Genomic DNA, 25,613 nt, shown 5'->3' with positions numbered 1-25,613 from the left:
AGCCCACGCCGACGGCAGCAGCGCCTCGTTAGGCGCCGCCTGCCTCCCGCGCTCAGGCTTCATCAGCTCGCGCCAGCACCTCGCTCACATACGACGCCCGGGCCTCCGAATCCGGCAACCGGCTCTCTTCCTTACACCACGAGAAGAACTCCGCGGCGCGGATCGGCACCCGCTGCGGCTTGAGGCCCAGTCGCCGAAAGTCCTCCAATGCGGCTTCCGCGACCTCAACCCACTCCGCATACGTGGCTTCGAGACGTTCCGGGTCCGCCACTTTCGCGCGGAAGACTTGCCACTCCGATTCGGTGTACCAGGCGATCCCAACGACAGGATCGGGCATCCTTACCTCGCACTGAGCATCGTCGTGCGCCTAACGCCGTGGCGCTCTGCTGCGGCGTTTCACAATAATTGCGGCGGGCGAGCGTAGCGAGCCAGCCGCTTCCAAAGCCCACGCCGACGGCAGCAGCGCCTCGTTAGGAGGCGAACTGGGGAACCGGCAAAGGCAGCAGGGGGTGAGCCGCATCGCTCTCCCTCTTGTCAGTTTCCACATATGCCCCGGCGCACTCCATGGCGCAATACCCAACGGCTTGGTCGCGATCTCTACAAGCCCGGCGCATGAGCGGGGCCACAGCGAGGCTCTCCGCCGAGATCGGGCCAGCGGGAGGGTTGGTCCGCCCGGCCGCGACGCCTGCCACGCGGTTCGCTGCCCTGCCCTACATCGCGCCCAATGGCCTGGCCTCGGCCTCCTAACTACAAATTATGCAGTCATGATATGCTGCGAAGCCGCACGAAAGGCTGCGGCCCGTTGCTGTGTATTCTGCGGCCATTTTCGCGATGTGGCAAGGCAACTCTTGCCGTGACATCACATTAGAGGGATTAGAAGGCGCGGTCGGCTGGAGGATATGCTGCAAGGCCACGCTGCGTAGCGTGCGAAGTCGACTGTTTCGGGCAGAGCAAGGCCGGAGGGGATCTACAGCCGGTCGGCGGGGCTCCGAACGCCCAACCCACCCTTGTTCAATACATGCGTGTAGATCATGGTCGTCCGCACGTCCGAATGACCGAGCAGGGTCTGCACAGTCCGGATGTCCGACCCGGACTCCAACAGGTGGGTCGCGAAGGAGTGGCGCAGCGAGTGCGAGGTCACCCGCTTCGTGAGCCCCAATTCGTTCACCGCATTTTTCACGGCCCGCTGCACGACGGTCTCGTGCAGGTGGTGTCGCCGCCGCACCCGGGCGGCGTCCACGAAGGTCCGCGCGGCAGGAAACACGTACCACCATCCCCACCCGGTCTCGGCGTCCGGGTACTTCCGTGCCAGCGGCGCTGCCAGGCCAGTCGTCCGCACACCCGCCTTCCGATCCCGCCGGTACTCGGCCAACCCCTCCCTGAACCGCCGCTCCAGCGCGGGCACACACGTCTCCGCCAACGGAGTCCGACGGTCCTTGTTTCCCTTCCCGCCCCGAACCACGATCTCCCGGCGATCGAGATCCACGTCCTTCACCCGCAGACCCACGCACTCGGCCACCCGCAGCCCGCTTCCATACATCAGCATGGCGCACAGCCGCACGGGCTCGGGCAACCGTCCAAACAGCGAACGCACTTCCCGCTGCGACAACACAACGGGCACGTGCCGCGGCCGCCTCGCCGGCGCGATCCCGTCGATCCTCGGCAAGGGCATCCCCAAGACCTGGCCGTAGAGGAACAACAGCGCCTGCAGCGCCTGGTTCTGCGTGCTCGCCGCCACCTGCTGGCCCACGGCCAGGTCCGACAGGAACCGCCGGACGTCCTCAGGCCCCAGTTCCCCTGGATGCCGCCTCCCGTGAAATACGATGTAGCGGCGAATCCAGTGCACGTACGCCTCCTCGGTCCGGCGGCTATATCGCCGCTCCCGGAGCTTCCGGCGCACGATCTCCATGAACCGGAACCGGCGCTCTGGTTCCGACGGGCCGCTCAAGTGCGACGCAGGTATCGGCGGCAATGGCATGAAACGACAATGCCGGACCCTTTCGGAACCGGCATCATCGAATCACTGCGCACAAGAGTGGATCGTCGCCCGGCGGGGGCAAAGCCCCCCGCCACGGCGACCGCCAGGCCTACGACAGTCCCACGATCTCCCCGTTCTCCTTGATCGACATCCCCTCCGCCGCCGGCACCTTCGGCAACCCCGGCATGGTCATGATGTCCCCCGCCTTGGCCACCACGAACCCCGCCCCGGCGCTCCCGTACACCTCGTTGATCGTGATCCGGAACCCGGTCGGCTTGCACAGCTTCGTCGCATCGTCGGTGAGGGAATACTGCGTCTTGGCAATGCACACGGGCGTCTCACCCATCCCGATCGACTCGAGATAGTCGATCGCCCGCTCGGCCGCCGGCGCATAGTCCACCCCGTCGCCTCCGTATACCCGTTTCACGATAGTCTCGATCTTCTCGCGAATGGGCTTCGCGGCATCGTACAACGGCGCGTACTTCGCGCTCTTCTCGTCGAGCATGGCCAGCACCTCCCGGGCCAGATCCTCCCCGCCCGCCCCACCCCGCGCCCACACGTCGGCCAGCACGACCCGCGCCCCGAGACCGGCCGCGTAGTCGTGCACCATCTGCAACTCCTCGGGCGTATCGCTCAGGATCCGATTGATCGCGATCACCACCGGCACCCCGAACTGCCGCACGTTCTCCAGATGGTGCTTGAGATGCGGCAGCCCACGCTCCAACGCCCCCAGATCCTCCTTGGTCAGCGACTTCTTGTCCATTCCGCCCTGCATCTTCAACGAACGGATGGTCGCCACCAGGACCGCCGCTTCGGGGTTCAACCCCCCGAACCGGCACTTGATGTCGAAGAACTTCTCGGCGCCCAGATCCGACCCGAACCCCGCCTCGGTCACCACCACGTCGCCCAGCGCTAGCGCCGACCGCGTGGCCAGAATGCTGTTGCACCCGTGCGCGATGTTGCCGAACGGCCCGCAGTGCACCAGCGCCGGCCCACCCTCCAACGTCTGCACGAGATTCGGCCGGATGGCGTCCTTGAGAAGCATCGCCATCGCCCCACTCGCGTTCAGCTGACCAGCCCGCACCGGCTGCCGGTCCTTGCCCGCCGTGGCACCCACGATGATCCGCCTGAGCCGCTCCTCCAGATCCTTGCGGCTCGTGGACAATGCCACGACCGCCATGATCTCGCTGGCCGGAATGATCACCCAGTGCTCCTCGCGCACCACGCCTTCTCCCATGCCGCCCAGTCCGATCACCGCGTTGCGCAGCGCCCGATCGTTCATGTCGATCGTGCGCGGCCAACTGATCCGCCGGGGTTCGATGTTCAACGAATTCCCCTGCTGCAGATGGTTGTCGAGCATCGCCGACAGGAGCGCATGCGCGCTCGAGATCGCATGGAAATCGCCGGTGAAATGGAGGTTGATGTCCTCCATCGGGATCACTTGCGAATACCCGCCTCCGGCCGCGCCCCCCTTCACACCGAACACGGGACCCAGACTCGGCTCCCGTATGCAGAGAATGGCGTTGCTGCCGATGCGCCGCAGCGCCTGCGCCAGCCCCACGCTCACCGTGCTCTTCCCTTCGCCGGCCGGCGTCGGGCTGATCGCCGTCACCAACACCAGCCGCCCCTTCACCGGCCGCGACGCGACGTCCAGCGGCAGCTTGGCTTTATATTTCCCATATAAATCTATTTCGTCCGCGCCCAGGCCGATGTCCGCGGCCACGTCCACGATGGGACGCGGCCGCGCGGCCTGCGCGATCTCGATGTCGGAGGGAACTCGTGGAACCGTCAACTCTGCTCCTGCGTGATGGGAGCGCGCACACGCTCCGGGTGGGCATACACATTCGCGGTCCGCCCGCGCAACAACCCGACGAGACTCATGCCACACATCTCGGCGAGCCGCACGGCCAGACCGGTAGGACGCGAAACGGCGGCCAACAGCGGGACCCCGAACACCGCCGCCTTCTGCACCAGCTCGAAACTCGCGCGACTGGTCACGACCAGGAATCCGCTCGACGCGTCGATTCCCCCGCGGGCCAGCGCACCCAGAACCTTGTCCAGCGCGTTGTGCCGGCCGACATCCTCGCGCACCACGCGCAACTCGCCGTCCGCCGAGGCCCACGCCGCTCCGTGCACCGCGTGCGTGGCCTGGTTGAAGGGCTGGCGCGCATCCAGCGCGGCCCCCGCCCTCCACAACGCCTCAGACTCGATGGCGAGCGTCGAGGTCACCACACGCGGCGCCCGCACGGCATCGTCGATCGCCTCGACGCCGCACAACCCACAGCCGGTTCGCCCCGAAATCGCCCGCGCCCGCTCGCCCAGCCGCTCGACGGCCTCGGCGGGAATCTCGATCGCCAGCTCCACCCCACGACTGTGCGGCGCCACGGTCACCCGGCGGATCTCCCCGCGCTCGGCCACTATCAATTCGCTCAACGTGAACCCGACGGCCAGGTCTTCGAGATCGGTGGGCGTGGCCATCATCACGGCATGCGCCCGCCCCGTGTACACGAACGCCACGGGCACTTCCTCGGCCACCGGCGCCCGGTCCTCGCTCGCGGCATCCTCGCCGAGACGCACGAACCGCCGCACGTTCACCGCCTGCCCGTACCCGAGCCCCGGAACGGGCCCGAGCCCGGCCTTCGGATCAGTGTCCGCCATGCGCCTTGCCGTTCCCCGCCACGACGCCCGCTCCCTTCACGGCACCCTTCACGAACCGCCACCCGAAACGGCCCTTGATGCACAGATTGCCGAGCGTCACGTCGTTGTCCAGCGGACTGGTGGCCTTCACGATCTCCCCGTCCTGCACGTGCAGGGTGAGCGTGCACCCCACCCCGCAGTACGGACAGATGGTGTCGGCCGACGTCTGCGCGGCCTCGTTCCACGTGCCGTCGGCCCGCATGTCGAACTCCGTCCTCGCCACCAGCGCGCCCGTGGGACAGACGGCTATACAATTCCCACAATAGACGCACGCCGACTGCGGCAGCGCCACGGCCAGCTCGGTCGAGATGCGCGCGTCGAATCCGCGCCCCGCCACGGCGATCGCAAACGTGTTTTGATGCTCGGGCCCGCATGCCTCCACGCACTTGTAGCAGAGAATGCACTTGGCGTAGTCGCGCACGTAGAGATCGTTGTCCACCTTGGCCGGTTGTGCCACCGTGGCCGCGTACGCGGGATCGGGCGGCTCGTGGTGCCCGGGCACCAGCGCGTCGCGCGCCCCCGCGGCCGACGGCGGCGCCTTGGAGCCGTACCGCTCGGGCTTCGCCCCGTACTCCCGCATCCACTCAGCCACCTGCGGCGTCTGCGACAGATCCACCGACGACCCCAGCATCTCGAGGATGAGCTTGCGGCTGTGCCGCACCCGCGGCGAGTTGGTCTGGACCTCCATGCCGGCCTCGACGGCACGCGAACAGCTGGGCACCAGCACGCGCGCCCCCTTCACCTCCACCACACAGATGCGGCACACGTTCACGGGCCGCAGCGTTTCCAGAAAGCAGAGCGTCGGGATCTCGATGCCGAGTTGGGTGCAGGCGGCGAGGATCGTCGTGCCCTCGGGCACCACGACCTCGCGGCCGTCAATGGTGAGGCCGACCCGCTTCACGTCGGCGTCGCGGCGCCGGCGGATCTGAGCGAGCGGTACTGGAGCGATGCCGGTCATTGATCAGGCAACACCTCTTCGCAGGGAAGTGGCCGCAGAGCACACAGCAACAGCCACGGCAATAGCAGCAGCAACAGCTTCGGAACCGCGATCAACACCGATTGATGTGAACGCAGGCACCGTCCTACTCTCCTCCTCTCCCCAAGCGCTACACGTCCTCATACAGCCCCAACCTCTTGATGGCGGATTCCACGGCCGAATACGCGGTCTGCCCCAACCCGCAGATCGACGCGTCCTTCATCGACACGCCCACCTCGTCGAGCAACGCCAACTCGCTGCGCACCCCGCCGATCGTCCTGCCCGCCGCAATGCGATGGAGCGCCTCTTCCTGCCGCACGGTGCCCACCCTACAGGGTACGCACTGGCCGCACGACTCGTCGCGGAAAAAGGCGGCAATGCGCAGAACCACGGCGCGCATGTCCACCCGATCGTCGAACGCGATCACGACCCCGGAGCCGAGCGTGGCATTCGCTGCGCGGGCCCCCTCGAGCGTGAGCGGGAGGTCCAGTTCGTCGCCGCGCACGAACACCCCCGCAGCGCCACCCAACAGCACCGCCTGCAACTTCCGGCCACCGGCCACGCCGCCGCAGAGATCGAGGACCTCGCGCAACGTGGTGCCGAAGGGCACCTCGACCACACCGGGGAACCGCACGTTTCCGCTCACGCAGAATAGCTTGGTGCCCGTGGACTGGCCCCCGCCCACCTTCGCGAACGCCTCGCCCCCCGAGAGCACGATCGCCGGCACGTTGGCCAGCGTCTCGACGTTGTTCACCACCGTGGGGCATCCGAACAGGCCGGACTCGGCCGGGAAGGGCGGCTTGTTGCGCGGCTCGCCGCGGAACCCCTCGATGGAGTTGAAGATCGCCGTCTCCTCGCCGCAGATGTACGCGCCGGCCCCGCGGCGGATCTCGATGTCGAAGCGGACGCCGGAGCCCATCACGCGCGCGCCCAACATTCCCTTGGCGCGCGAGCTGTCGATGGCGTACTGCAACCGTTCGGTGGCCAGCGGATATTCGCCGCGGATGTAGATGAACCCCCGCTCGCAGCCGGTGGCGAACCCCGCAATGGTCATCGACTCGATCACCGCGAACGGATCCTGCTCCATCAGCACACGGTCCTTGAACGTGCCCGGCTCCGACTCGTCGGCGTTGCAGATCAGGTAGTGCGGCTTGACCGTCTGCTTCGACACGGCATCCCACTTTCTCCCCGTCGGGAACGCCGCGCCGCCCCGCCCCGTGAGCCCCGACGCGATCACGTCGGCGATCACGCGCTCCGCGCCCAGGGCAAGCGCCTTCTCCAGCGCCACGAAGCCGCCGCTCTCCTGATAGGCCGCGAAGCTCGTCGGGTCCACCTTGCCGACGCGCTCGAGCAATCTCGGCTCGCCGATGCAGCGCGGCACGGCTGCCGGCACGCTCGGCACCTGGTCCGTTCCGCCGGCCAGCATCTCGAGCGCCGCGTCCACGGTCAGCGCGGCTACCTGGTGTTCGGACGGCGCGAGGCCCCCCTGCTGCAGCAGCGCCGCCGGCCCATGTTCGCACATGCCCAGGCAGGGCGAGCGCACCCACACCGACGCGTCATCGGCCAAACGCACGTGGTCGGCGTCGGGCGCGTGCGCGTGCGCCGGTCCGGCCTTCCGCTCCAACTCCTCGATCAACGCATCGGCCCCGCGGCACTTGCACGCGATGTCGTCGCACACGTGGAGCACGCGCTTGGCGCGCGGCGTGGTGGAGAGCAGCGCATAGAAGGTGGCCACCCCCCACGCGTCCGCAGGCGGCACGTCCAGCCGCTCGCATACGTAAGCCAACCCGCCCTCGCTGATCCAGCCCACGCGCGCCTGCAGCGCCTGCAGCGCGGGCAACAGCCGATGGCGCCGGTCCCGCATCGACTGGCCCCCGTGGGCCACGTGGCGATCGCGCATGCTGCCGCGCGCGCCGCCGTCCCACGCCGACCGCGGCGGGCCGAGGCAGGCGTCCACGGCCCCGCGCTCCTCGGACGTCGGCGCGGCCTCGAGCAGCCGGATGTCCATCAGTCGCCGGCCTCCACCGCCACGTCCGCGGGCTCCACGCGCACGGCGCACGCCTTGAACTCGGCCGTGCCCGACCGCAGGTCCGAGGCGTCGATGGTCAGCAGGTTCGTGGCCACTTCATCAGGAAAATGTAATGTCATGAACACCACCCCGGGCCGCAGCGAGCGGTCCACCCGCGCCGGCGACACCACGCCGCCCCGCCGCGACGTGACGCGCACCGGATCGCCGTCGGCGATGCCCAGCCGGGCGGCGTCTTCGGGGGACAGGTCGAGCGTCTCCCCCAGGTGCAGGGGCGACTCGTAGCCCCCCGACTGGACGCCGGTGTTGTACGATTCGAGCCGCCGACCCGTCGTGAGCATTAGCGGATACTCATGGTCCGGCATCTCCACCGGCCCCTCGTGCGCCACCACCGAGAAGGGGGCGGCGCGCCCGCCGCGGGGGTCCTCCCACAGGCGCCCGTGCAGGAACTTCGTGCCCGGATGCGATACATCGGGGCACGGCCACTGGATGCCGCCCAGGGCCTCCAGGCGCGCGTAACTCGTGCCGCCGCAGAAGTCGGGCGCCACCTCGCGCACCTCGTTCCACACGGCCTCCGCCGTGGGCTGGCCCCAGTCGTGGCCCATGCGCCGCGCGAGTTCGGAGAGAATCCACAGTTCGTCGCGGGCCCCGTCGGGCGGCTCCACCGCCTTGCGCACGCGCTGGATGCGGCGCTCGCTGTTGGTGACCGTGCCCTCGCCCTCGCACCAGCTGGCGCTCGCCGGGAGCACGACGTCGGCCAACTGCGCCGTCTTGGTGAGGAAGATCTCCTGCACCACGAGGTGGTCGAGCCCGCGGAGCAGCGCCTCCACATGATGCCCGTCGGCGTCGGACTGCGCCGGGTTCTCGCCGATCACGAACAGCGACGTCATCTCGCCCCGATCCATGGCGTGCAGCATCTCGGTGAGATTCCAGCCGTATTTCCGCGGGATCGTGGTGCTCCAGCGCTTCTCGATGCGCGTGCGCGCCTCGTCGTCGAGAATGTCCTGGAAGCCGGGGAGCTTGTTGGGAATCGCACCCATGTCGCCCCCGCCCTGCACGTTGTTCTGGCCGCGCAGCGGGTTGCACCCCGAGCCCCAGCGCCCGACGTGGCCGGTGAGGAGCGACAGGTTGATGAGGGCCAGCACGTTGGCGGTGGCGTCATGGTGTTCGGTGATGCCCAGCGTCCAGCAGATCATCGCCCGCTCGGCCTTGGCGTAGGCGTGGGCGGCCTCGCGGATCACGTCGGCGGGCACGCCGGTGATCTGTTCCACATAGTCCAGCGTATACGGTTCGACCGACTCGCGGTACTTCTCGAACCCCTCCGTGGCATTCTTGATGAACCACTCATGCGTCAGTCCCGCGTGGATGATCTCGCGCGCCATGCCGTTGGAGAGCGCGATGTCCGAGCCCACGTTCAGCCCCATCCACACGTCCGCCCACTGCGCCGACTCCGTGCGCCGAGGGTCGACCACGTACAACCGCGCCCCGTTCCGGATTCCTTTCAATAGATGGTGGAACCAGATGGGGTGGGCAGCGCGCGCGTTCGAACCCCAGAGGAACACGACCTCCGTGTCCTCCGCCTCTTCGTAGGAGCTCGTGCCCCCGCCCGCACCAAAGACCGTCGCCAGACCGACGACGCTAGGTGCGTGTCACGTTCGGTTGCAACTATCGATGTTGTTGGTACCGAAGGCGATGCGGGCCAGCTTCTGCGCCAGGAAGTTCATCTCGTTGGTGGACTTGGAGCACGAGAAGATTCCCAGCGCGTCGGGCCCGTTCCGTTCGATGTTCCGGCGGAATCCTTCGGCGGCCGCATCGAGTGCCTCGTCCCAGGTGGCGGGGCGAAGCTCGCCGTTCTCGCGAACGAGCGGCTGCGTGAGGCGAGTATAGGCGCGTGGAGAGGTGATCGTGGCCATCGGTGGTTGGGTCCTCCTGGGACGACGGGTGCGGTGTCCGACTGGCTGACTGTGCGACTGCTCCAGCCCCAGACATCGAACGTTGCCCAATGGACCCTCGCGGGGCAAGTCCTACGGCCATCTACGGATGCGCGATCCAGCCGGCGAACAGATCGGACCCGCTCACCTCGTCCCGGAGCAGGAACACAAAGGGCCGGTCGACGATGAATGGGATGGGGGGAGGCGGCACGGAAGTAACGCCGACCTCGACGCCCGTTGCGGCCGCGGCCACCGTCCCCTCCTCGTCGACGTCGATGTACACCTTCTGCGTAGCGCGGGTGATCGCCAGTCCGTCCCCGCGCGTATCCCGCGCGAGGTCGCCGAAATCGGCCCGGTCCGGGTCGAACGCGATGCCCATGCCGAGCGACGAGAGCAGTCGCCCCAGATCGAGCTGCTGCTCGACGTGGAATTTCGGAAGTACGACGTGAACCATCGGGCGGGGGACCACGCCCTCGAACGCCGGCCACCCGCTCTGGTTCATGCGCCGTGCCAGGTCAACCGGTAAGACACCCGAGTCCGGCAATACGATGTACATGGCCACGCGTCCGCCGCGATACGGAAGGCGGAGAAGCCTGTAGCCGGGCTCCTGTCGGTAGCCGTAGCGGCCAACCCTCTCCATCATCGGCACTCGGACCCGCTGGCCACCGGTCAGTGTGAAGTCGCGGTCCCGCGTCTGGGACTTCCTGAACGGCGCCATCCATTTGCCCTTGAAATACACGGCGTTCGCCAGATACATGGACGCCCTCGCATCCAAGGGCCGCGTCAGCATCTCCGGGATCTTCCCGCGGGTGACGCTGTCCACCCAATGGTTGATGGCCGTGACGGCGGCGGGCTGATCGAGCGGCACGCGGGCAATCACCGTCCGGTAGTCAGCGCTGGCGAGTCGCTTGAATTCGTCGCGCAGTGTGGTCCAGGGACTCACCCACACGGCGTTGCCCATGTCGAGGACGACGTCCGATCGATGGTCGAGCCCGTCCATGAGGGCGGCATTGCCCGCGCCAACCGCCGTCCGGGAGAGCGCCCCCAGGCCCAACACCCGGCCAATCGCGGCGGCAGTCGAGTCCCGGGCCCCCATCCAGAGCAGCGAAAGCGCCGTGGCCGCACTGACCGGCGAAACGACGGTCGTGGAATCCGCACCCTGGGCTGCTATTGCGGCGAACAGGAACCGCTCCCCGAACGCACGATACGACAGCGTGCGCGTGGTATCCTGGTGGAGCAGCCCGTCGCCGATGCTGTCGATCTGGCCGGCGGCCGCGATCGCGGCCTCGGCCTCGGCTTCCTCCCTCGGGGTTGGCTCGCCGGGGAACAGGTTTGGTACGGGAGTGAGCGTCACGTCGAGGACGACATCGTCGCCGTCGTGCAGCACGAGCGTCGTGTCGCGGTGCCGATACCCGATGCGCGACACTCGCACGCGGTGCGCGCCCGGCGCGAGTCCGGTGAGGGCAAAGCGGCCCAGCGAATCGGTGAAGGCCCGCACGTTGGGCGACGCGGCCACCTGCGCGGCGCTTATCGGCGCGCCGGCGGTATCACGCACGATGCCGGAGACGCGCGCGGTTTGCGCCCGCGTGCTCCGGACCGGCAGGGCTAATGCAAGCGCGCACGCCCCGGCACGTACGATGGGGTATCGGAGAATGGAAATAACACCTCCTGAGGGAGGAGAGCTGCTCCCAATGCTGCCGTCGCCGGCAGCCCTTGGCAACTGCCCGCCCCACGTGCCGTGACCCAGGGGCGGTGCCGACAGGCCCGCCCCACGTGTTCGACGCCCGTCTGCCAGCCGAACTACTGCTTGCCGGCCGACACCTTGGCCGCCATCTGCAGCGCCGCGTAGGCGTTCACGATTCCCCCCGTGACCGACAGCGTGCCGAACGGCACCAGCGGATCGCCCTCCTTCGCCCCCGGCCGCGCCACCATCTGGGTGGCGTAGCGCGTGGCCGACGCAAGGATGATCCGCTTCACGTCGGCCGCCGTCAGGTTCGGGTAGTACGACATGATCAGCGCCGCGAGCCCGGCCACCACCGGCGACGCCATGCTCGTACCGCTGTCGCGCTCGTACTTGTTGCCGGGAATCGTGGACTTGATGTCCAGGCCGGGCGCGAACACGTCCACGCGCTGCTGCCCGTAGTTGCTGAACGACGTGGCCAGGGTGTCGCCGCCCTTCCAGCTCGACGCGCCCACCTCGATCCAGTCCTGCGCCCGCCCGCCGTCCAGATAGAACGCCGTCGGGAAGTTATGGCCCAGGTCGTTGTCCTTGCCGTCGTTGCCCGCCGCGTGGACCATCAGCACGCCGTGCGCGTCCGCGTACTTCACGGCATCGTCCACCACCGACTTCTGCGGGGAGTACGGCTTGCCGAAGCTCATGTTGATGACCTTGGCGCCGTTGTCCACCGCGTAGCGAATGGCGTTGGCCACGTCCTTGTCGCGCTCGTCGCCATCGGGCACCGTGCGGACCATCATGATGCGCACCGACTGGGCCACGCCCTGGATGCCCGCCTTGGCGTCGGGCACGGCGCCGATGATTCCCGAAACGTGCGAACCGTGCAGCGCGTCGGGGCCCATGACGTCGCGGTTGCCGTAGTCGCGCTGCGACAGGTCCATCAGGTTGTCGCCCACGATCGGCCGCGGGAAATAGGTCGTGTCGTAGCCGTACTTCACCTGCGACTCGTACTCCTTGCGCGCCTCGCCGATGGCGGACTGGTCCACGTGCTCGGCGGCGAGTTGGAGATAGATCGCGCGCGCCTGCTGCTGCAGCTGGCCGGTGGGCTGGAACGCCTTCACGCGGTCCGCGGTGAGCGAATCGGGGATTGCGGTCTTCAGGATCTCCGTCGCGCGATCGAGCGCCCGGCCCGCGTTGTTGATGTTTTCGAGGATCATCGAGGCCGAGTCGCGCTCGGCCCGGAACGTGGTGTCGATCTGGGCGCACTCGGCGGGCGTCGGATTCGGTCCGGCCACGCTCAGCGGCGCGATGTGGTTGCAGCGCGAATAGAGACGGGTGACTTCGAGCGTCTCGTGGTCGATGTCCCGGCCGTCGGCACCGCCGATGAAATCCCACCCCCAGGTGTCGTCCACGTAGCCGTTGTGATCGTCGTCCTTGCCGTTGCCGGCAATCTCGCCCGGGTTGTGCCAGAGGTGCGGGGCGAGGTCCACCTGCGCCGTGTCGAGTCCGCCGTCGATGACTGCCACGAGCACCGTCTGCTTGGGCTGCATCCCGGAGAGCAGCTCCTGGTCGGCCCGGAGCACGCTGATGCCCGGCACGTGGTCCGTGCCCTCGTCGAGCAGTTGCCAGTCGGTGGGCGGCGTGGCGAACGTGGCCCGCGGTACGCTGGCGGGCTCGGCGGCCGGTGCGGTGGGCCGGCGCACGGGGGTCGGCGCCTGCGTGGTCACGCTGGGCGCGGAGCAGGCGGCGAGTACGAACGCCGCGGTGACGCTGGCAAGGCGGAACGGCTTCATGAGTGGTGGGGGCTGATGGTGATCGGGGAAAATTAGCGTGCCGCCGGGGGAATCGCCCGGCCTCCCCGGACGGTGCCCCGGAGCCCCCCCGGGGCGCCGTTGCAGCGCCGTTCGACCGCTGCCGCCGCCTGCCTGGCCGACGGGCCGGCCATCAGCAGGTCGTCGCTCACCCCGCCCGTCACGATGCCGCTGAATGGCTGAACCTCGAGCCAGGTATGGGCGCGCGTCGTGTCGCCCAACAAGCGGATGGCCAGCCCGTCGTACTGGCCCGACCGCACATCGGGCCGCGTGGTCACCGTGAGGCGGGTTGCCGAGGTGCCGGTGTCGCGGCGAACCACGAAGCCGAGCTGTGCCGTGGCGAACTCGGCGCAGCGGTAGAGATCGGGATCCACCGCCGGCCGCACCACGGGCGGCGCGTGGGAACAGGCGCCGGCCGCCAGGACCCCGACGGCCAATGCCAACTTCACGGGGTGACCATCCGCGTCACGATCTCGTACATCATCTGCGTGCCGGTGCGGATGTTGGCGATCGAGAGCCGCTCGTTGTTCCCGTGCACCCCGGATTCATCGGCCTCTGGTATGAGAAAAGGTGCATAGCCGTACGACGCGATGCCCCGGTCGCGGAAGAAGTGGCTGTCGGTGAACCCGGTGGACACCGCGGGCACGACGGCGGCGTCGGGATAGTGCTGCCGCGTGACGTCCACGATCGTGCGGTACAACAGATTGTCGGTGGGCGACACGGCCGGCGTGAAGCCGAGCAGTTGCTCGACGGTGATGCCGGGATCGTTGAGCGCGTCGCGCAGCTCCTGCTTGAACGCCGGCACGTCCTGGTCGGGTAGCAGGCGGCAGTCCAACTGAGCCGATGCCTCGGGCGGGATCACGTTGATCTTGTTGCTGGCCTGCAGCATCGTGATCGCGCAGGTGTTGCGGGTGAGGGCGGCCAGTTCGGGCATCTCGGTCTGCAGGCGGAGCAGCTTGTCGGGATCCTGGATGGTCTTGGCCATGTCGGCGAACGCGTCCTTCCATTCGGGACCGGCGGTGGGCGCGAGCCCCTTGAAGTAGGCGTCCACCGCCGGGATGATCCGCGGCGCGAACTGGTACGTCTGCAGCCGGTAGAGCGACCGGACGATGCGGTTCACCGCCGAGGCGACCTGCGGTTCCGACCCGTGCCGCGGGGTGCCCGTGGCGGTGAGCTTGAACCAGTACGGCACCTTCTGCGTGACCTCGATGCCGAACCGTTCGCGCCCCTGATCCACGTCGCCGCCGCCGCCCTCGTTGAGCACGAACCCGGCGCCGGCGAACGCTTCGGGATGGTGCGTCATCACCCACCCCGCCCCGAACGCCGCGCCCGCTTCCTCGTCCGCCGTGGCCATGAAGATCACGTCGCGGTCGAGCGGCGCCTTGGTGCGGTGCAGCGTCAGGAACGCCTCCAACTCCACGATGCCCAACGTCTTCGTGTCGAGCGTGCCGCGTCCCCAGAGAAAGCCGTCCTTCACCGTGGCCGCGAACGGGTCCACGCTCCAGTACTTGGGATCGGCGGGGACCACGTCCATGTGGCTGAGCAGCACCAGCGCCGGCTGCGACCCACCCTTGAGCCGCGCCCAGATATTGCCGCGCCCCGGGGCCGACGACGCGGTGTCGAACGGAATGCCCTCGGCGGTGAAGATCCGGGCGAAGAACTTCATCGTCTGGTCTTCGTTGCCCGGCGGATTGGTGGTGTTGATCTTGATGTACTGCTCGATGCGCGACACCGCCTCGTCCTGCAGCTTGGCCATGTCCACGGACTGCTGCGCGCGGGCGCCGGCGGGAAGCAGGGCGAGGGCGCCGATCAGGCAGAAAACGACGACGCGCGGCGGTGTGGGCACGCGGCGCGTCGAGGGTGCGGCACGATGAGGGTTCGTCATCCCGATATGCTGCCGGTCGGCTTCACCCTGCGCAAGTGGAACCGGCGAAGCTCCGCTACCCGCGGCGGCGCGCGTCCTTGGCCTTGGCCCGGGCGCGCTCCTGCGCCTTGCGGGCCCGGATGCCGGCCACGCGCTCGGCCAGCGGGACCTCGAGCTTCCCCTCCACGCGCGCCTTGTAGTCGAAGTCGGGCAGGATCACGCGCGGCAGCCGCTTGCCGATGGCCCGCTCGATGCCGCGCAACTCGCCCTCTTCCTCCGGCGAGACCATGGTGAATGCGTCGCCCGTCGCCTCGGCGCGGGCCGTGCGTCCCACCCGATGGATGTAGTCTTCGGGCACGTTGGGGACGTCGAAGTTCACGACGTGTCCCAGCGCCTCGACGTCGATGCCGCGGGCGGCGATGTCGGTGGCCACGAGCACGCGGTGGATCCCGCGCTTGAACCCGTCCAGCGCCGCCGTGCGCTGGGCCTGTGAACGGTTGCCGTGGATGCGCTCGGCCTTGAGCCCGCGTTTGACCAGGAACTCGCACAGCCGGTTGGCGCGATGCTTGGTGCGCGTGAACACCAGCGCCTGCTCCATGTCGCCGCGCGCGAGCAGCGCGACGAGCAGCGACGACTTGAGTTCCTGGGGCACCGGGTACACGGCCTGCGTGATGCCCACCGCCGGCGCCGACTGCCGCTCGATGTTGAGCGTCACCGGGTCGTGCAGCATCTCACGCGCCAACTGGCCGATGGCCGGCGGCATCGTGGCGCTGAAGAACAGCGTCTGCCGTTTGGCAGGCAGGTGGCGCAGGATTTTCCGGATCTCGGGCAGGAACCCCATGTCGAGCATGCGGTCGGCCTCGTCGAGCACCAGGTACTGGAGGCCGGCGAGCTTGGCGTAGGGGGCCTTGAAGTGATCGAGCAGCCGTCCGGGAGTGGCGATGATCACGTCCACGCCGCTGCGGAAGGCGTGTTCCTGGGGCCCCATGCCCACGCCGCCGTACACGGAGGCGCCGGTGAGCGGCGTGTGGACGGCGAGATCGTTCAGGTCCTCGAGGATCTGGGCCGCCAGCTCGCGCGTGGGCGTGATCACCAGCGCGCGGGTGGTGCCGCGCGGACGGCCCGCCAGCTGATGGAGCACGGGGAGCAGGAACGCCGCCGTCTTGCCGCTGCCCGTCATCGCGCACGCGAGCACGTCGCGGCCGGCCATGGCCGGCGGAATGGCGTCGTTCTGGATCGGGGTGGGGCGCTGGTATCCTAGTTCTTTAATACCGCGCAGGAGGTCGGGATGGAGTTTGAATCCGGTAAACGGCACGCAGAGAATTGTTGGAGGCGGGCCGCGCGGGACGCCGCGCGGCGAATCGTCAGGTGACCACGAGCAGGCGGTCCATGCAGTCGCACACCGCTGCGCGCGCCGCCTTGTTCTTGAGGGCGCCGAACGAGATGCGGAGCGGATCGCCAACTTCCAGTTCGTCGCGGGTGTGGGCGTTGAGCGTGGCCATGACCGACGACCGGTCTTCGTCGCTGAGCGTGCGGGCCCCGCGCGGCATCACCTCGAACCGCGGCGTGTCGCGCTTGCGGGGCGACGCCGTCCAGATGGTGAGCTTCGAGCCTACGCGTCCGAACGCGATCGTCCCGTCGTGGGAGTCCTCGGGGCGGAACTTCACCAGCGTGGGGCGAGCCAGACTCCACTCGATCATGGCGTCGAGCACGGCCAGGAACCGCGGGCACTCCACGGGGGCGGTGTCGCGCTTCATGGCGGTCACGAACTCCTGCCGCGCGGTGGAAAGGGCTTCTGATGGCATCGTCGCTCCTCGGTGGGCGAGTCGCGGCCTGGTGATCCGCGGCAGGGAATTGCTCTCCTTCTAAGTATAACGGGTCGGGGGCCCCGGGCGGGGCGCTGCGACGCACTCGTTCTCCGCCCGTTTATCGCCCGTATTCTGCCCGCCGCCGAACTCGCGCTGTCGCTAGAGGTTGTAGAACGCCAGCGTGTCGGCCACCCGTTCGATGGCCCTGGCCAGCGCTGGGTGCGATGCCTCGACGGCAGCCATCGCGCCCTCCAACCGCTCGCGCAGCCCCGCCGCTTTGCCGCCGGCAATCGGACCTCCCGGCCCGCCTTCGACGATCGGCCGAATGTCCGCCGCAAGCTGTTCGAGCATCGCCTTGGTCTCCTCGCTCACCGACGTGGTGTCGAGCAGACTGTGGTGCAGGTCGGACAGCAGGGCGTGGAGGTCGCGTTCGGACATGGTCGCGGGGTTGGGAGTCTCGGCTCGGACGTGGGACAATCTAAGAGCCGGAGCCGATTGGCGCGATCCGAGAGTAGGAAGGTAGGACGGAAACGGCGTTGGTCGTTTTCCTTCCTACTCTCCTACCCCGCGCGGGGAGGTGGCTTGGGCCGGCGCGCGCGAGTGGATCGCCTTACTTCTCGTCCGGGCCCCGCTTCTCGACCACGAGCGTGTATTCGGCGGCGAGCGCGGCAATCGAGCCGAGGGCCACCAGCACCGGCATGAATGCCGCCCCCACGAGACCGAAGGTGAGCGGAATTTCGAAAATCGTATGGCCCTTGTCGTTCTTGACGATGATGCGCCGGATGTTCCCCTGGTGCACCAGTTCCTTCACGCGCGCCACGAGCCCCTCGCCCGAGACTTTGTGTTCTTCGGTGTTGCCGGTGGTGTCTGCCATCGATCGCTCCTGTCGTGTGCGCGCCCGATGCGCGCCCCATCTCCCTACGCGGGCAACGCCGGCCAGTTTCGACCAACCGGCGTCAAGAACGGAGGAGCCATCCGGATCATCGTGTTCGTCCCCTCCGTTCTCGACGCCGCGCGTGGCGCGGCGACCCCGTGCTACATGCCGCCGCGGCCCTTCGCCGTGGGCGGCAACATCCCGTTCAGGCGCAGATAGCCGGCCGCCGCGCCGTAGTGGTCGGCCCAGTCGGCCGCCATGTCCATCATCGCCGCGGCGCGGGTCACCTTGCTCCCGCCAAAGAACGGCACGCTATCGGTGAGCCCCGAGTCGTTGAGCTTGGCGAAACTCGTCTCGCAGTAGGCGAACGAGCGCTTCATTCTCGCCACGAGTTCTGCCTTGGGCGACGTGGCGGTGAGCTTCGCTTCGGTGGGCGCCGTCGTGCCGCTGATGCGCGAGCAGAGGAATTCGTTGGACGTGGCCACGTGCAGCACGAGCTGGCCGAAGGTCATCTGCGCCTCGGTGGGATGATAGCTGTACTTGTCGGCTGGCATCTCCTCGGCGGCGGCGACGAGATTGCGAGTGGCGCCGGCCAGCGAGCCGCGAAGCGCGTCAGCCACGGGGCTCGTCGCCTGGGCAAAGAGCGGGGACGCCGAAACGAGCAGTCCGGCGATTACGGGAAAGAAGGTCTTGCGCATGAATCCGTCCGGGTGAGGGTGCAAGAGGAGGGGGCGAAGGTCTGGAACGTGGAGAAACCCGGCGTCGCCTGCAAGCCCCCGCCGGGCGGGCACAAGGAACGCGTGGTATGAACAGCACGCCATCCGGTGCTTCCTCTCCGTTCTTGATGCCGGCGCAGGGCGCAGGTTATGGTATTCCGTGCCCGCCTTCCCCCGCTCCCGCCCCCATGAAAGCCATCGCGCTCGCCGCCTGTACCCTGATCGCCGCGTGCGGTACCGGCTCCAGGAACCAGAATCCGGTCGATCCCCAGCTCGCTGGCTACATCGCCGGCATCAAAGCGGTGGACAACCACGCGCATCCCATGCGGCCCGTCGCGCCTGGTGCGCCTCCCGATACCGAATACGACGCGCTGCCGCTCGACGGCATTCCTCCCTTCCAGCTGCCCTGGCGCCTGCGCCTCGAGAACCCCGAATGGGCGTCCGCGGCGCGCGCGCTGTACGACGTCCCGGCGTCCGACACCGGCAAGGCCTACCTCGACGCCCTGGCCGCGGCGCGCGAACGCGTTCGCGCAGAGCAGGGCGACCAATTCCCGTCGTGGGTGCTCGACCGGGCGGGCATCGCCGTGATGTTGGCCAACCGGATCGCGGTGGGTCCGGGACTCGAGCGTCCGCGCTTCCGCTGGGTCCCATTCGACGACGCGCTCATGCTGCCGCTCGACACGCGTGCCGAAGCGGCGCGCACGCCCGACACACGCGCCCTCTATCCCCGCGAGGCCGCGCTCCTGCACCGCTACCTGCGCGCGCTCGGCCTGCAGGCGCTGCCCGGCGACCTCGCCGCGTACGTGCAGACGGTGGTCGACCCCACGCTGGAGCGCCAGCACGACTCGGGCGCCGTGGCGGTCAAGTTCGAAGCGGCGTACCTGCGCCCGCTCGACTTCGCTCCGCCCGACACGGCGGCCGCCCGCGCCGTGTATGCGCGCTACGTACACGGCGGCGTGCCCACGCGCGCCGAGTACAAGACGCTCGAAGACTACCTGTTCCACGAGATCGCATTCCGGGCCGGCCGGCTGGGCATGCCCGTGCACCTCCACGTGCTCTACGAGTTCGGCGGCTTCTATTCGCCCAGCGGATCGGCGCCGTATCAGCTCGAGGCGGTGGCCGACGACTCCACGCTCCGCGGCACCAATTTCGTGATGCTCCATGGTGGCTGGCCGCTCACCAACGAGACGCTCGCGCTGCTCGGCAAGCCCAACATGTATGCCGACATCTCGATGATGACGCAGTTCATCGAACCGTCGCAGCTGGCCGGCGTGCTCCGCGACTGGCTCAGTCAGTGGCCGGAGAAGGTGCTGTTCGGCACCGATGCCTTCGACGGCGGCGCGCCGCAGGGGTGGGACCAGGGCGCGTGGCTCGCCACGAACTCAGCGCGTCGTGCCCTCGGCCTCGCCCTCACCGGCATGATGCGCGACGGTGAGATCACGCGGGCGCGCGCCGAACAGTTGGCACGCATGGTCCTTCGCGACAACGCCATCGCATTGTATAAACTGCAGCTGCCATAGGGGAGTAGGACTGGTTGGACGGTAGGACGGGAACGGCGTTCCGCAGTTCTCCCTCCTACTCTTCTCCCCTCCTACTTTCCTCCAGGCAGCAACTCGAACCGCGCATAATTCCCGGTATTCAGATACGTCTTCGCCGCGGCCTGCAGCTCGGCGGCCGTCAGCGCGGTGATCATCGCCGTGTACGGGTCGCCCAAGCCGGCGATGTCCTCGCCGGCGCGCAGACGGGCCGCGATGTTCCCCGCCCAGAACGCGTTCTGCTTCACCTCCACCTGGTGCTCGCGGAGGAGTTGCTCCTTCACCTTCTCCACGTCGGCGGCCGAGGGGCCCTGGCGCTGCAGCGTCTCGATGAGTTCCATCGTGGTCGCGACGAGCGTGTCGACGTTGGCCGGTGCGGAACTGAACCCCACCTGCATCGTGTACTCCTGGCGCGGCGCGAAATCCGTTCCCGCGTTCACGCTCGGGCTGTACGTGCCCCCCAACTTCTCGCGCAGCGTCTCGATCACCTGCATCTGCAGCAGCTCGGCCAGTGCGCGCAGGTCGAACCGGTTCTGCGGCGCGTAGTCGAGCGGCCCGGTGAAGAACAGCATCGTGTTCGCCTTGGGCTCCACGCCCTTGTGCACCACGCGCTCCACGACGCCCGTCGGCGGCCCCTTCTCCACGTTCTTCCACGTTTCCGGATGGCCCGCGGGAATCGTGGCCAGGTACCGCTCGCTCAGCGCCTTGAGCGTGTCGAGGTTCACGTTGCCCACGAACACGAACGTGAAGCCCGATGCCCCGGCGAATCGGGCCTTGAAGAAGTCGAGCGCCCGGTGCGGGTCCACCTCGGCGAACGTCGCCGGCGTGATCGGCCGCGATCGGAAGTCGTGCTGCCCCATCGTGACCTGGACCGTATCCGAGAACACTTCATCCGGCGAGGCGCCGCGGTTGGCGAGGTATGGCTCCACCTGGTTCCGGAACGCTTCGAAGGCCGCGGTGTCCAGACGCGCGCCCGTGAACTCGAGATGGATGAGCTGGAACAGCGTCTCGAGGTCTTTCGGCGAGGCGTGCCCTGAGATCGTTTGCTCGGTCCCCCCTATGGCGGCCGATACGCCGGCCACCTTGCCGCTCAGCTTCTTGCCAAGATCCACTCGGCTGAACTGCCCCAGCCCGCTCAGGCCCGCGATCTGCGACGCCAGCGCCGCCGACATGTACTCCGAATCGGGCGCCAGCGACGTGCCGCCGTTCGCATATGCGCTCAGTAATATCTCGTCCGCTTTGAAATCGGTGGGTTTGACCACCACGCGCGCGCCATTGGACAGTGTCCACTCCGTGACGTTCACGGCGGGGACGGCCTGCTCGGCCACCACGCGCCCCACGGTCGTGATCGGCGCCAGCAGCGGGCCGCCGGCCACGGTCTCGGTATACGGGGTGAGCGTCAGCTTCGCGGCGCTGTCCATGACCGCCAGCAGCCGCTCCCTGGTCGGCACCTCGACGCCGGGCTTCTCGGGCGCCTCCGCGATCACCACGCGATTGTCGGGCGTGAACCAGCTACGGCCGATCGCGTTCACCTCCGCCAGCGTGATGCCGGGCAGCAACGACTTCACCGCGTCGTACTCCCAGCCGATGCCCGGAATCGGGTCGTGGTAGAGGTAGTTGTCCACGTACTCCCCCACGTACGACCCCGAATTCGTCTTGTCGCGCTCGTCGTACGCGCGCTCGTATCCGCGAAGCAGATTCGCTTTGGCGCGCTCCAACTCGTCCGGCAGGAATCCGAACTGGTCTGCGCGACGTGCCTCCTCGAGCAGCGCCGCCGTGCCCCGCTCGATGCCGCCGTCCTTCACGTCGGCCGCCAGCGAGAACGCTTCCACCGTTCGCGCGTAGAACGAGCTCCGCGATGCGCCGGCGTCGAGAAACGGCGCGCCAGGCTTCTGCGCCATCTCGTCGAACCGGTTGTTGAGCATCGCCAGGTACAGGTCGCCGACCAGATTGCGGCGGTAGTCGCCCACCGTCGTCGTGGTCCGGCGCGCCATCTTGAAGATCACGTCGACGTCCGAGGCCGTGGCCTCCTTGTCGGTAGCGATCGCCACCAGCGGAGCCGCATTGTCGGGAATCCCCGCCACCGGCCGCGGTTCCTCGTGCGCGGGATTCGGAATCGCCGAGAAATCCCGCTTGATGAGCGCCTCGATCCGCGCGGCGTCGAAGTCGCCCACCGCCACCACCGCCATCAGATCGGGCCGGTACCATTCGTCGTAGAACGGCCGGAGCCGCGACGGGGTGGCCGTCATGATGCTCTGCTCGGTGCCGATCGGCAGCCGGTCGGCGTACCGCGATCCCTTGAAGGCGATCGGCAGCCACTGCCGCATCATGCGGTCCTCGGCGCCCTTGTCGCCCCGCCATTCCTCCCGCACCACCTCGCGCTCGGCCATCACCCGGCTGGAGTCGAACAGCACCCCGTGCGCCCAATCGCTCAGGATCTGGAATGCCGAGTTCACGATCCGCTCGGTGTCGGTGGGCACCGTCAACTGATAGACCGTCTCGTCGAACCCGGTGGAGGCGTTGAGGTCGGCCCCGAACTGCATGCCGATGGATTGCAGGTAGCTCACCAACGTGTTCTTGGGAAAGTGCCGGGTGCCCTCGAACGCCATGTGCTCGATGACGTGTGCCAGCCCCAACTGCTGGTTGGTCTCCAGAATCGACCCCGCGTTCACCACCAGCCGCAGTTCGGCGCGCTTCTCCGGCTTGTGATTCACCCGGATGTAGTAGCGCAGGCCGTTGGGCAGCGTGCCGATCGTCACCGCCGTGTCCACCGGCAGCGGTCGCGTGAGCGCCGGCGCCCCCTGCGCGCGGAGCGCGGGAACCAGGAGTAGCGACGCGAGGACGGTCAGCCGCCGCGAATTCACGAATCGAGCCGCGGAGTGCATAATAGTAGTTTGTTAATGGTGACCAGCTTTGAGCTGCCGGATCACGGCGCCCAGGGCGTCGATCTGCCGGCCGTATTCGGCCCAGTTGCCGGCCCGTTGCGCGGCGATCGCGCGGTCATAGTGATCCTGGGCCTGTTGGAGCAGCGCCGCCGCCCCGGCCCCGAGCGCCGGGGTCGGAGCGCCGGCGGCGGCCGAGAGCTCGCCCTGCCCCGACGTGTCCGCCGGCGCCTGCGTCACCGGCGCCGGCGCGCCGTTACCGAACATCGCGTCCAGCGCCTGATCGAGCGTCTCCCCCATCACCACCCGGTCGCCGCTCGCCACGACCACGCGCTTCATCTCCGGAATCGAGCCGCCCGACGCGCGCAGGAACAGCGGCTGCACGTAGATCAGCGACTCCTGGATCGGAATCACCAGGAGTTCACCCCGAATCACCTCCGAACCCCGCTGATCCCACAGCGTGATCTGGCGCGAGATATCGGTGTCCTGATTGATGCGGTTCACGATCTGCTTGGGCCCGTACACCAGGCTCTGCTTGGGAAACTGGTATACCATGAGCTGCCCGTAGTGGTCGCCGTCCATCCGCGCCACCATCCACGCCGCGAGGTTATCCTTGCCGCGGGGCGTGAACGGCGTCATGTAGATGAATTCCTCCTTCTGCTCCCCGGGCAGGCGCATGATGATGTGCCGCATGAACGGCACCGCGTTGCCGCTCTGGTCCCCGGGCGAAGGGATCTGCCACTGATCTTCGCGGTGGTAGAACGCGTCAGGGCTGTCCATGTGGTACGTGGCCTGCAGCGTCGCCTGGATCCGGAACAGCTGCCCGGGATAGCGCAGGTGCCGCCGGATGTCCGCCGGCATGGCCGCCAGTGGTTTGAAGATTCCGGGAAAGATCGCCTCATCGGTCTGGATCACCGGGTCGTTCGGGTCCATCACGTAGGCCGTGATCGCGCCGTTGTAGGCGTTGATCGTCACCTTCACGCTGTTGCGCATGTAGTTCACGTCGCCCACCGGCTCCGAGTAGGGATAGCCGGCGCTCGTCGTATAGCCGTCGAGCACCCACTCCAGCCCGCCCGAGTCCGTGATCACGGGGTAGGGATCGGAATCGAAGCTGAGGAACGGAAGGGCCGTGGTCGCCCGATCCATGATGTTCCGGTGGTACATGATGCGCGCCGAACCGGTGATGGCGTCCGAGAACAGGATCTTGGCCGACCCGAACTCCCAGGCGTACAGCGCCCGCCGGAAGAACGATCCCACGGGGACCCCGCCGGTCCCGGCGTACGACGTATAGACGTCGCTGTCACCGGCCGGATAGTCGAACTCCTTCTGCTTCGTGTCCACGAACACATAGCTGTTCGTCAACTGCCCGTAGTAGACCTCCGGCCGCGTGACCGAGATCCCCACCGGCGACGTCGGCGGCAGATCCTTCACGAACAGCACCGGCAGGCCCTCGTCCGTCACCTGGTTCACCGGCGCCATCGTCACCCCCATCCCGTGCGTGAACGTGAGGCGGTCGTTGATGAACGTCTGCGTGGGCAGGGACGTCGTGTTCAACTCGCGCGCCGACAGGTGCACCTGGCGGTACTGCCCCTGGATCGTGTACCGGTCGTCGTTCACGGAGACGAAGTCGTAATACGTCCGGATCTCCTGCAACTGCTTCAACGTCTGCTGCAGCAGATCCCGCTCCCACAACCGGACATTGTTGATCGTCGCCGCGTTGGCCTTGATGTCCGCCATCGTGAGCGTGGCTTCGCCGCTCAGGGCACTCGTCTGGACGTGGTCGATGCCCCACGCCGCACGCGTGGCCACGATGTGGTCCTTGAGGTACGGCGCTTCCTTGACCAACTCGTTGGGCAGCACGCTGAGTTTCTGCACGGTGAGCGGCAGCACGCCGCGCGCCACGACCCCCACGGCCGCGTACCCCGCGGTGGCGATCAGGGCGTAGCGCAGCAGGCGGCCGCGCAACATGCCGTACACCACCAACCCGGCGGCAACCAGCGCCACGACCGCGGAGATGCGGATGCCGGGCAGCATCACGTGCACGTCGGTGTAGCTCGCGCCCACCAGCGGACCGGTGGTGGAATACAGCAGTTCGGCCGACCGCACGATCCAGAGGCGCACGGCCGTCAGCACGAACAGCACGGCGAGCAGCGTCCCCACGTGTCGCTCGGCCCCCGGATCGGCCTTCGGACGGCCGGGCCCGATGGGCAGCTGGCCCCGTAGCGCGTACACCAACCCGGCGGCGCCCAGCGACAACGTGGTGAGCAGGCTCAGCACGGTGACGGCCGTCGAGATGGCGGGCAGCTGGAACAGATAGAACCCGATGTCGCGCCCGAACAGCGGATCGGTGCGCCCCACCGGTGCGGCATGGAACGCCTGGAGGAACGTCATCCACAGCGCGCCCATCGAGACGGCCACCAGGAACGACAGGAACAGCGCGCCCAACCGCAGCACGCGCGGCACGACCCGCGTGACGTCCAGCGGCGGCTGGTTCACGCGGTGAATGAACAGCGCCGGCAACTTGCCCTGGTGCGACGTCGCGATGCGGACGTTGCCGCCCAGGATGGCATACGCCACCAGGCCACCGATCACGAACAGGACCACACGCCAGATGAGCGACGTGATGAACACCGTCGTGAATCCGACCTCGCGAAACCAGAGCCAGTCGGTGGCGAAGCCCGCCAGCCAGGGCACCACGAACAGCGCGAGGAACGTCAGGGCCAGGATGGCGATGATCAGGCGTCGTACGTCGCGCCGCAGGGGGGGAACCACCCGGCGGCCGGGTCCGTCAAATGGAAGAGTCATGGCCTTGGTAAGATGGCACGAAGCGGCCCCGGACA

Annotated in this window: 19 protein-coding genes; 1 reads left to right on the top strand and 18 read right to left on the bottom strand. The window is 68.1% G+C overall.

Annotated features, from left to right (window positions below):
• Positions 1-52: 52 nt before the first annotated feature.
• The 16 genes from VNF92_05805 to VNF92_05730 form a co-directional block, all read right to left on the bottom strand.
• On the bottom strand, positions 53-337 hold the full coding sequence (locus VNF92_05805; GenBank protein HVA57384.1) for a hypothetical protein: 285 nt from the start codon (positions 335-337) through the stop codon (positions 53-55).
• 630 nt (positions 338-967) lie between these two features.
• Positions 968-1,948: an integron integrase gene (locus VNF92_05800; GenBank protein HVA57383.1), complete on the bottom strand. Its 981-nt coding sequence runs from the start codon at positions 1,946-1,948 to the stop codon at positions 968-970.
• A 139-nt stretch (positions 1,949-2,087) separates the two neighbouring features.
• Complete coding sequence (locus VNF92_05795) at positions 2,088-3,770, bottom strand: formate--tetrahydrofolate ligase (GenBank protein ID HVA57382.1); 1,683 nt, start codon at positions 3,768-3,770, stop codon at positions 2,088-2,090.
• The gene (gene fdhD / locus VNF92_05790; protein HVA57381.1) at positions 3,767-4,636 is read right to left on the bottom strand and encodes a formate dehydrogenase accessory sulfurtransferase FdhD; all 870 of its coding nucleotides are present in this window, start codon (positions 4,634-4,636) and stop codon (positions 3,767-3,769) included. The genes VNF92_05795 and fdhD overlap by 4 nt, the downstream gene beginning before the upstream one ends.
• Positions 4,623-5,633 carry a 2Fe-2S iron-sulfur cluster-binding protein gene (locus VNF92_05785; GenBank protein HVA57380.1) on the bottom strand — a complete coding sequence of 337 codons (1,011 nt, stop codon included), beginning with the start codon at positions 5,631-5,633 and terminating at the stop codon, positions 4,623-4,625. The genes fdhD and VNF92_05785 overlap by 14 nt, the downstream gene beginning before the upstream one ends.
• A gap of 148 nt (positions 5,634-5,781) precedes the next feature.
• Complete coding sequence (locus VNF92_05780) at positions 5,782-7,710, bottom strand: NAD(P)H-dependent oxidoreductase subunit E (protein HVA57379.1); 1,929 nt, start codon at positions 7,708-7,710, stop codon at positions 5,782-5,784.
• Positions 7,659-9,590 (bottom strand): formate dehydrogenase subunit alpha, encoded by a 1,932-nt coding sequence (gene fdhF / locus VNF92_05775; protein ID HVA57378.1) that lies wholly within the window; start codon positions 9,588-9,590, stop codon positions 7,659-7,661. Before fdhF ends, VNF92_05780 begins: the two co-directional genes overlap by 52 nt.
• 121 nt (positions 9,591-9,711) lie before the next feature.
• Positions 9,712-11,163 (bottom strand): serpin family protein, encoded by a 1,452-nt coding sequence (locus VNF92_05770; protein ID HVA57377.1) that lies wholly within the window; start codon positions 11,161-11,163, stop codon positions 9,712-9,714.
• 245 nt (positions 11,164-11,408) lie between these two features.
• A complete protein-coding gene (locus tag VNF92_05765) occupies positions 11,409-13,076 on the bottom strand; it encodes a S8 family peptidase (GenBank protein ID HVA57376.1) in 1,668 nt (555 codons plus the stop codon).
• A gap of 32 nt (positions 13,077-13,108) precedes the next feature.
• Positions 13,109-13,543, bottom strand: coding sequence for a hypothetical protein (locus tag VNF92_05760; protein HVA57375.1), 435 nt, complete (start codon positions 13,541-13,543; stop codon positions 13,109-13,111).
• Positions 13,540-14,979: a M20/M25/M40 family metallo-hydrolase gene (locus VNF92_05755; protein ID HVA57374.1), complete on the bottom strand. Its 1,440-nt coding sequence runs from the start codon at positions 14,977-14,979 to the stop codon at positions 13,540-13,542. Before VNF92_05755 ends, VNF92_05760 begins: the two co-directional genes overlap by 4 nt.
• A 55-nt stretch (positions 14,980-15,034) precedes the next feature.
• On the bottom strand, positions 15,035-16,273 hold the full coding sequence (locus VNF92_05750) for a DEAD/DEAH box helicase (GenBank protein HVA57373.1): 1,239 nt from the start codon (positions 16,271-16,273) through the stop codon (positions 15,035-15,037).
• A 49-nt stretch (positions 16,274-16,322) separates the two neighbouring features.
• A complete protein-coding gene (locus VNF92_05745; protein ID HVA57372.1) occupies positions 16,323-16,763 on the bottom strand; it encodes a hypothetical protein in 441 nt (146 codons plus the stop codon).
• A 162-nt stretch (positions 16,764-16,925) separates the two neighbouring features.
• The gene (locus tag VNF92_05740) at positions 16,926-17,204 is read right to left on the bottom strand and encodes a DUF4404 family protein (protein ID HVA57371.1); all 279 of its coding nucleotides are present in this window, start codon (positions 17,202-17,204) and stop codon (positions 16,926-16,928) included.
• A gap of 172 nt (positions 17,205-17,376) precedes the next feature.
• A complete protein-coding gene (locus VNF92_05735; GenBank protein ID HVA57370.1) occupies positions 17,377-17,640 on the bottom strand; it encodes a DUF4342 domain-containing protein in 264 nt (87 codons plus the stop codon).
• Positions 17,641-17,801: 161 nt separating this feature from the next.
• On the bottom strand, positions 17,802-18,338 hold the full coding sequence (locus tag VNF92_05730; protein ID HVA57369.1) for a DinB family protein: 537 nt from the start codon (positions 18,336-18,338) through the stop codon (positions 17,802-17,804).
• A 206-nt stretch (positions 18,339-18,544) separates the two neighbouring features.
• Between VNF92_05730 and VNF92_05725 the strand changes: the two genes are divergently transcribed.
• Positions 18,545-19,876 (top strand): hypothetical protein, encoded by a 1,332-nt coding sequence (locus VNF92_05725; protein ID HVA57368.1) that lies wholly within the window; start codon positions 18,545-18,547, stop codon positions 19,874-19,876.
• A gap of 71 nt (positions 19,877-19,947) precedes the next feature.
• Here VNF92_05725 and VNF92_05720 read toward each other — a convergent pair whose 3' ends face one another.
• Both VNF92_05720 and VNF92_05715 read right to left on the bottom strand, forming a co-directional pair.
• Entirely contained in the window at positions 19,948-22,755 is a 2,808-nt protein-coding gene (locus VNF92_05720; GenBank protein ID HVA57367.1) for an insulinase family protein, read from the bottom strand.
• A 33-nt stretch (positions 22,756-22,788) separates the two neighbouring features.
• Complete coding sequence (locus tag VNF92_05715) at positions 22,789-25,578, bottom strand: UPF0182 family protein (protein HVA57366.1); 2,790 nt, start codon at positions 25,576-25,578, stop codon at positions 22,789-22,791.
• Between the last annotated feature and the right edge of the window lie 35 nt (positions 25,579-25,613).

Source organism: Gemmatimonadaceae bacterium (assembly GCA_035533015.1).
Lineage (GTDB): Bacteria > Gemmatimonadota > Gemmatimonadetes > Gemmatimonadales > Gemmatimonadaceae > JAGWRI01.
This window is presented reverse-complemented; position numbering and strand designations above follow the sequence as displayed.

Excerpts from the sequence above, each read along its gene's own strand:
- VNF92_05805 (HVA57384.1), bottom strand. The coding sequence starts at position 337 with ATGCCCGATCCTGTCGTTGGGATCGCCTGGTACACCGAATCGGAGTGG.
- fdhD (HVA57381.1), bottom strand. The coding sequence starts at position 4,636 with ATGGCGGACACTGATCCGAAGGCCGGGCTCGGGCCCGTTCCGGGGCTC.
- VNF92_05785 (HVA57380.1), bottom strand. The coding sequence starts at position 5,633 with ATGACCGGCATCGCTCCAGTACCGCTCGCTCAGATCCGCCGGCGCCGC.
- VNF92_05765 (HVA57376.1), bottom strand. The coding sequence starts at position 13,076 with ATGAAGCCGTTCCGCCTTGCCAGCGTCACCGCGGCGTTCGTACTCGCC.
- VNF92_05755 (HVA57374.1), bottom strand. The coding sequence starts at position 14,979 with ATGACGAACCCTCATCGTGCCGCACCCTCGACGCGCCGCGTGCCCACA.
- VNF92_05745 (HVA57372.1), bottom strand. The coding sequence starts at position 16,763 with ATGCCATCAGAAGCCCTTTCCACCGCGCGGCAGGAGTTCGTGACCGCC.
- VNF92_05740 (HVA57371.1), bottom strand. The coding sequence starts at position 17,204 with ATGTCCGAACGCGACCTCCACGCCCTGCTGTCCGACCTGCACCACAGT.
- VNF92_05735 (HVA57370.1), bottom strand. The coding sequence starts at position 17,640 with ATGGCAGACACCACCGGCAACACCGAAGAACACAAAGTCTCGGGCGAG.
- VNF92_05730 (HVA57369.1), bottom strand. The coding sequence starts at position 18,338 with ATGCGCAAGACCTTCTTTCCCGTAATCGCCGGACTGCTCGTTTCGGCG.
- VNF92_05725 (HVA57368.1), top strand. The coding sequence starts at position 18,545 with ATGAAAGCCATCGCGCTCGCCGCCTGTACCCTGATCGCCGCGTGCGGT.
- VNF92_05715 (HVA57366.1), bottom strand. The coding sequence starts at position 25,578 with ATGACTCTTCCATTTGACGGACCCGGCCGCCGGGTGGTTCCCCCCCTG.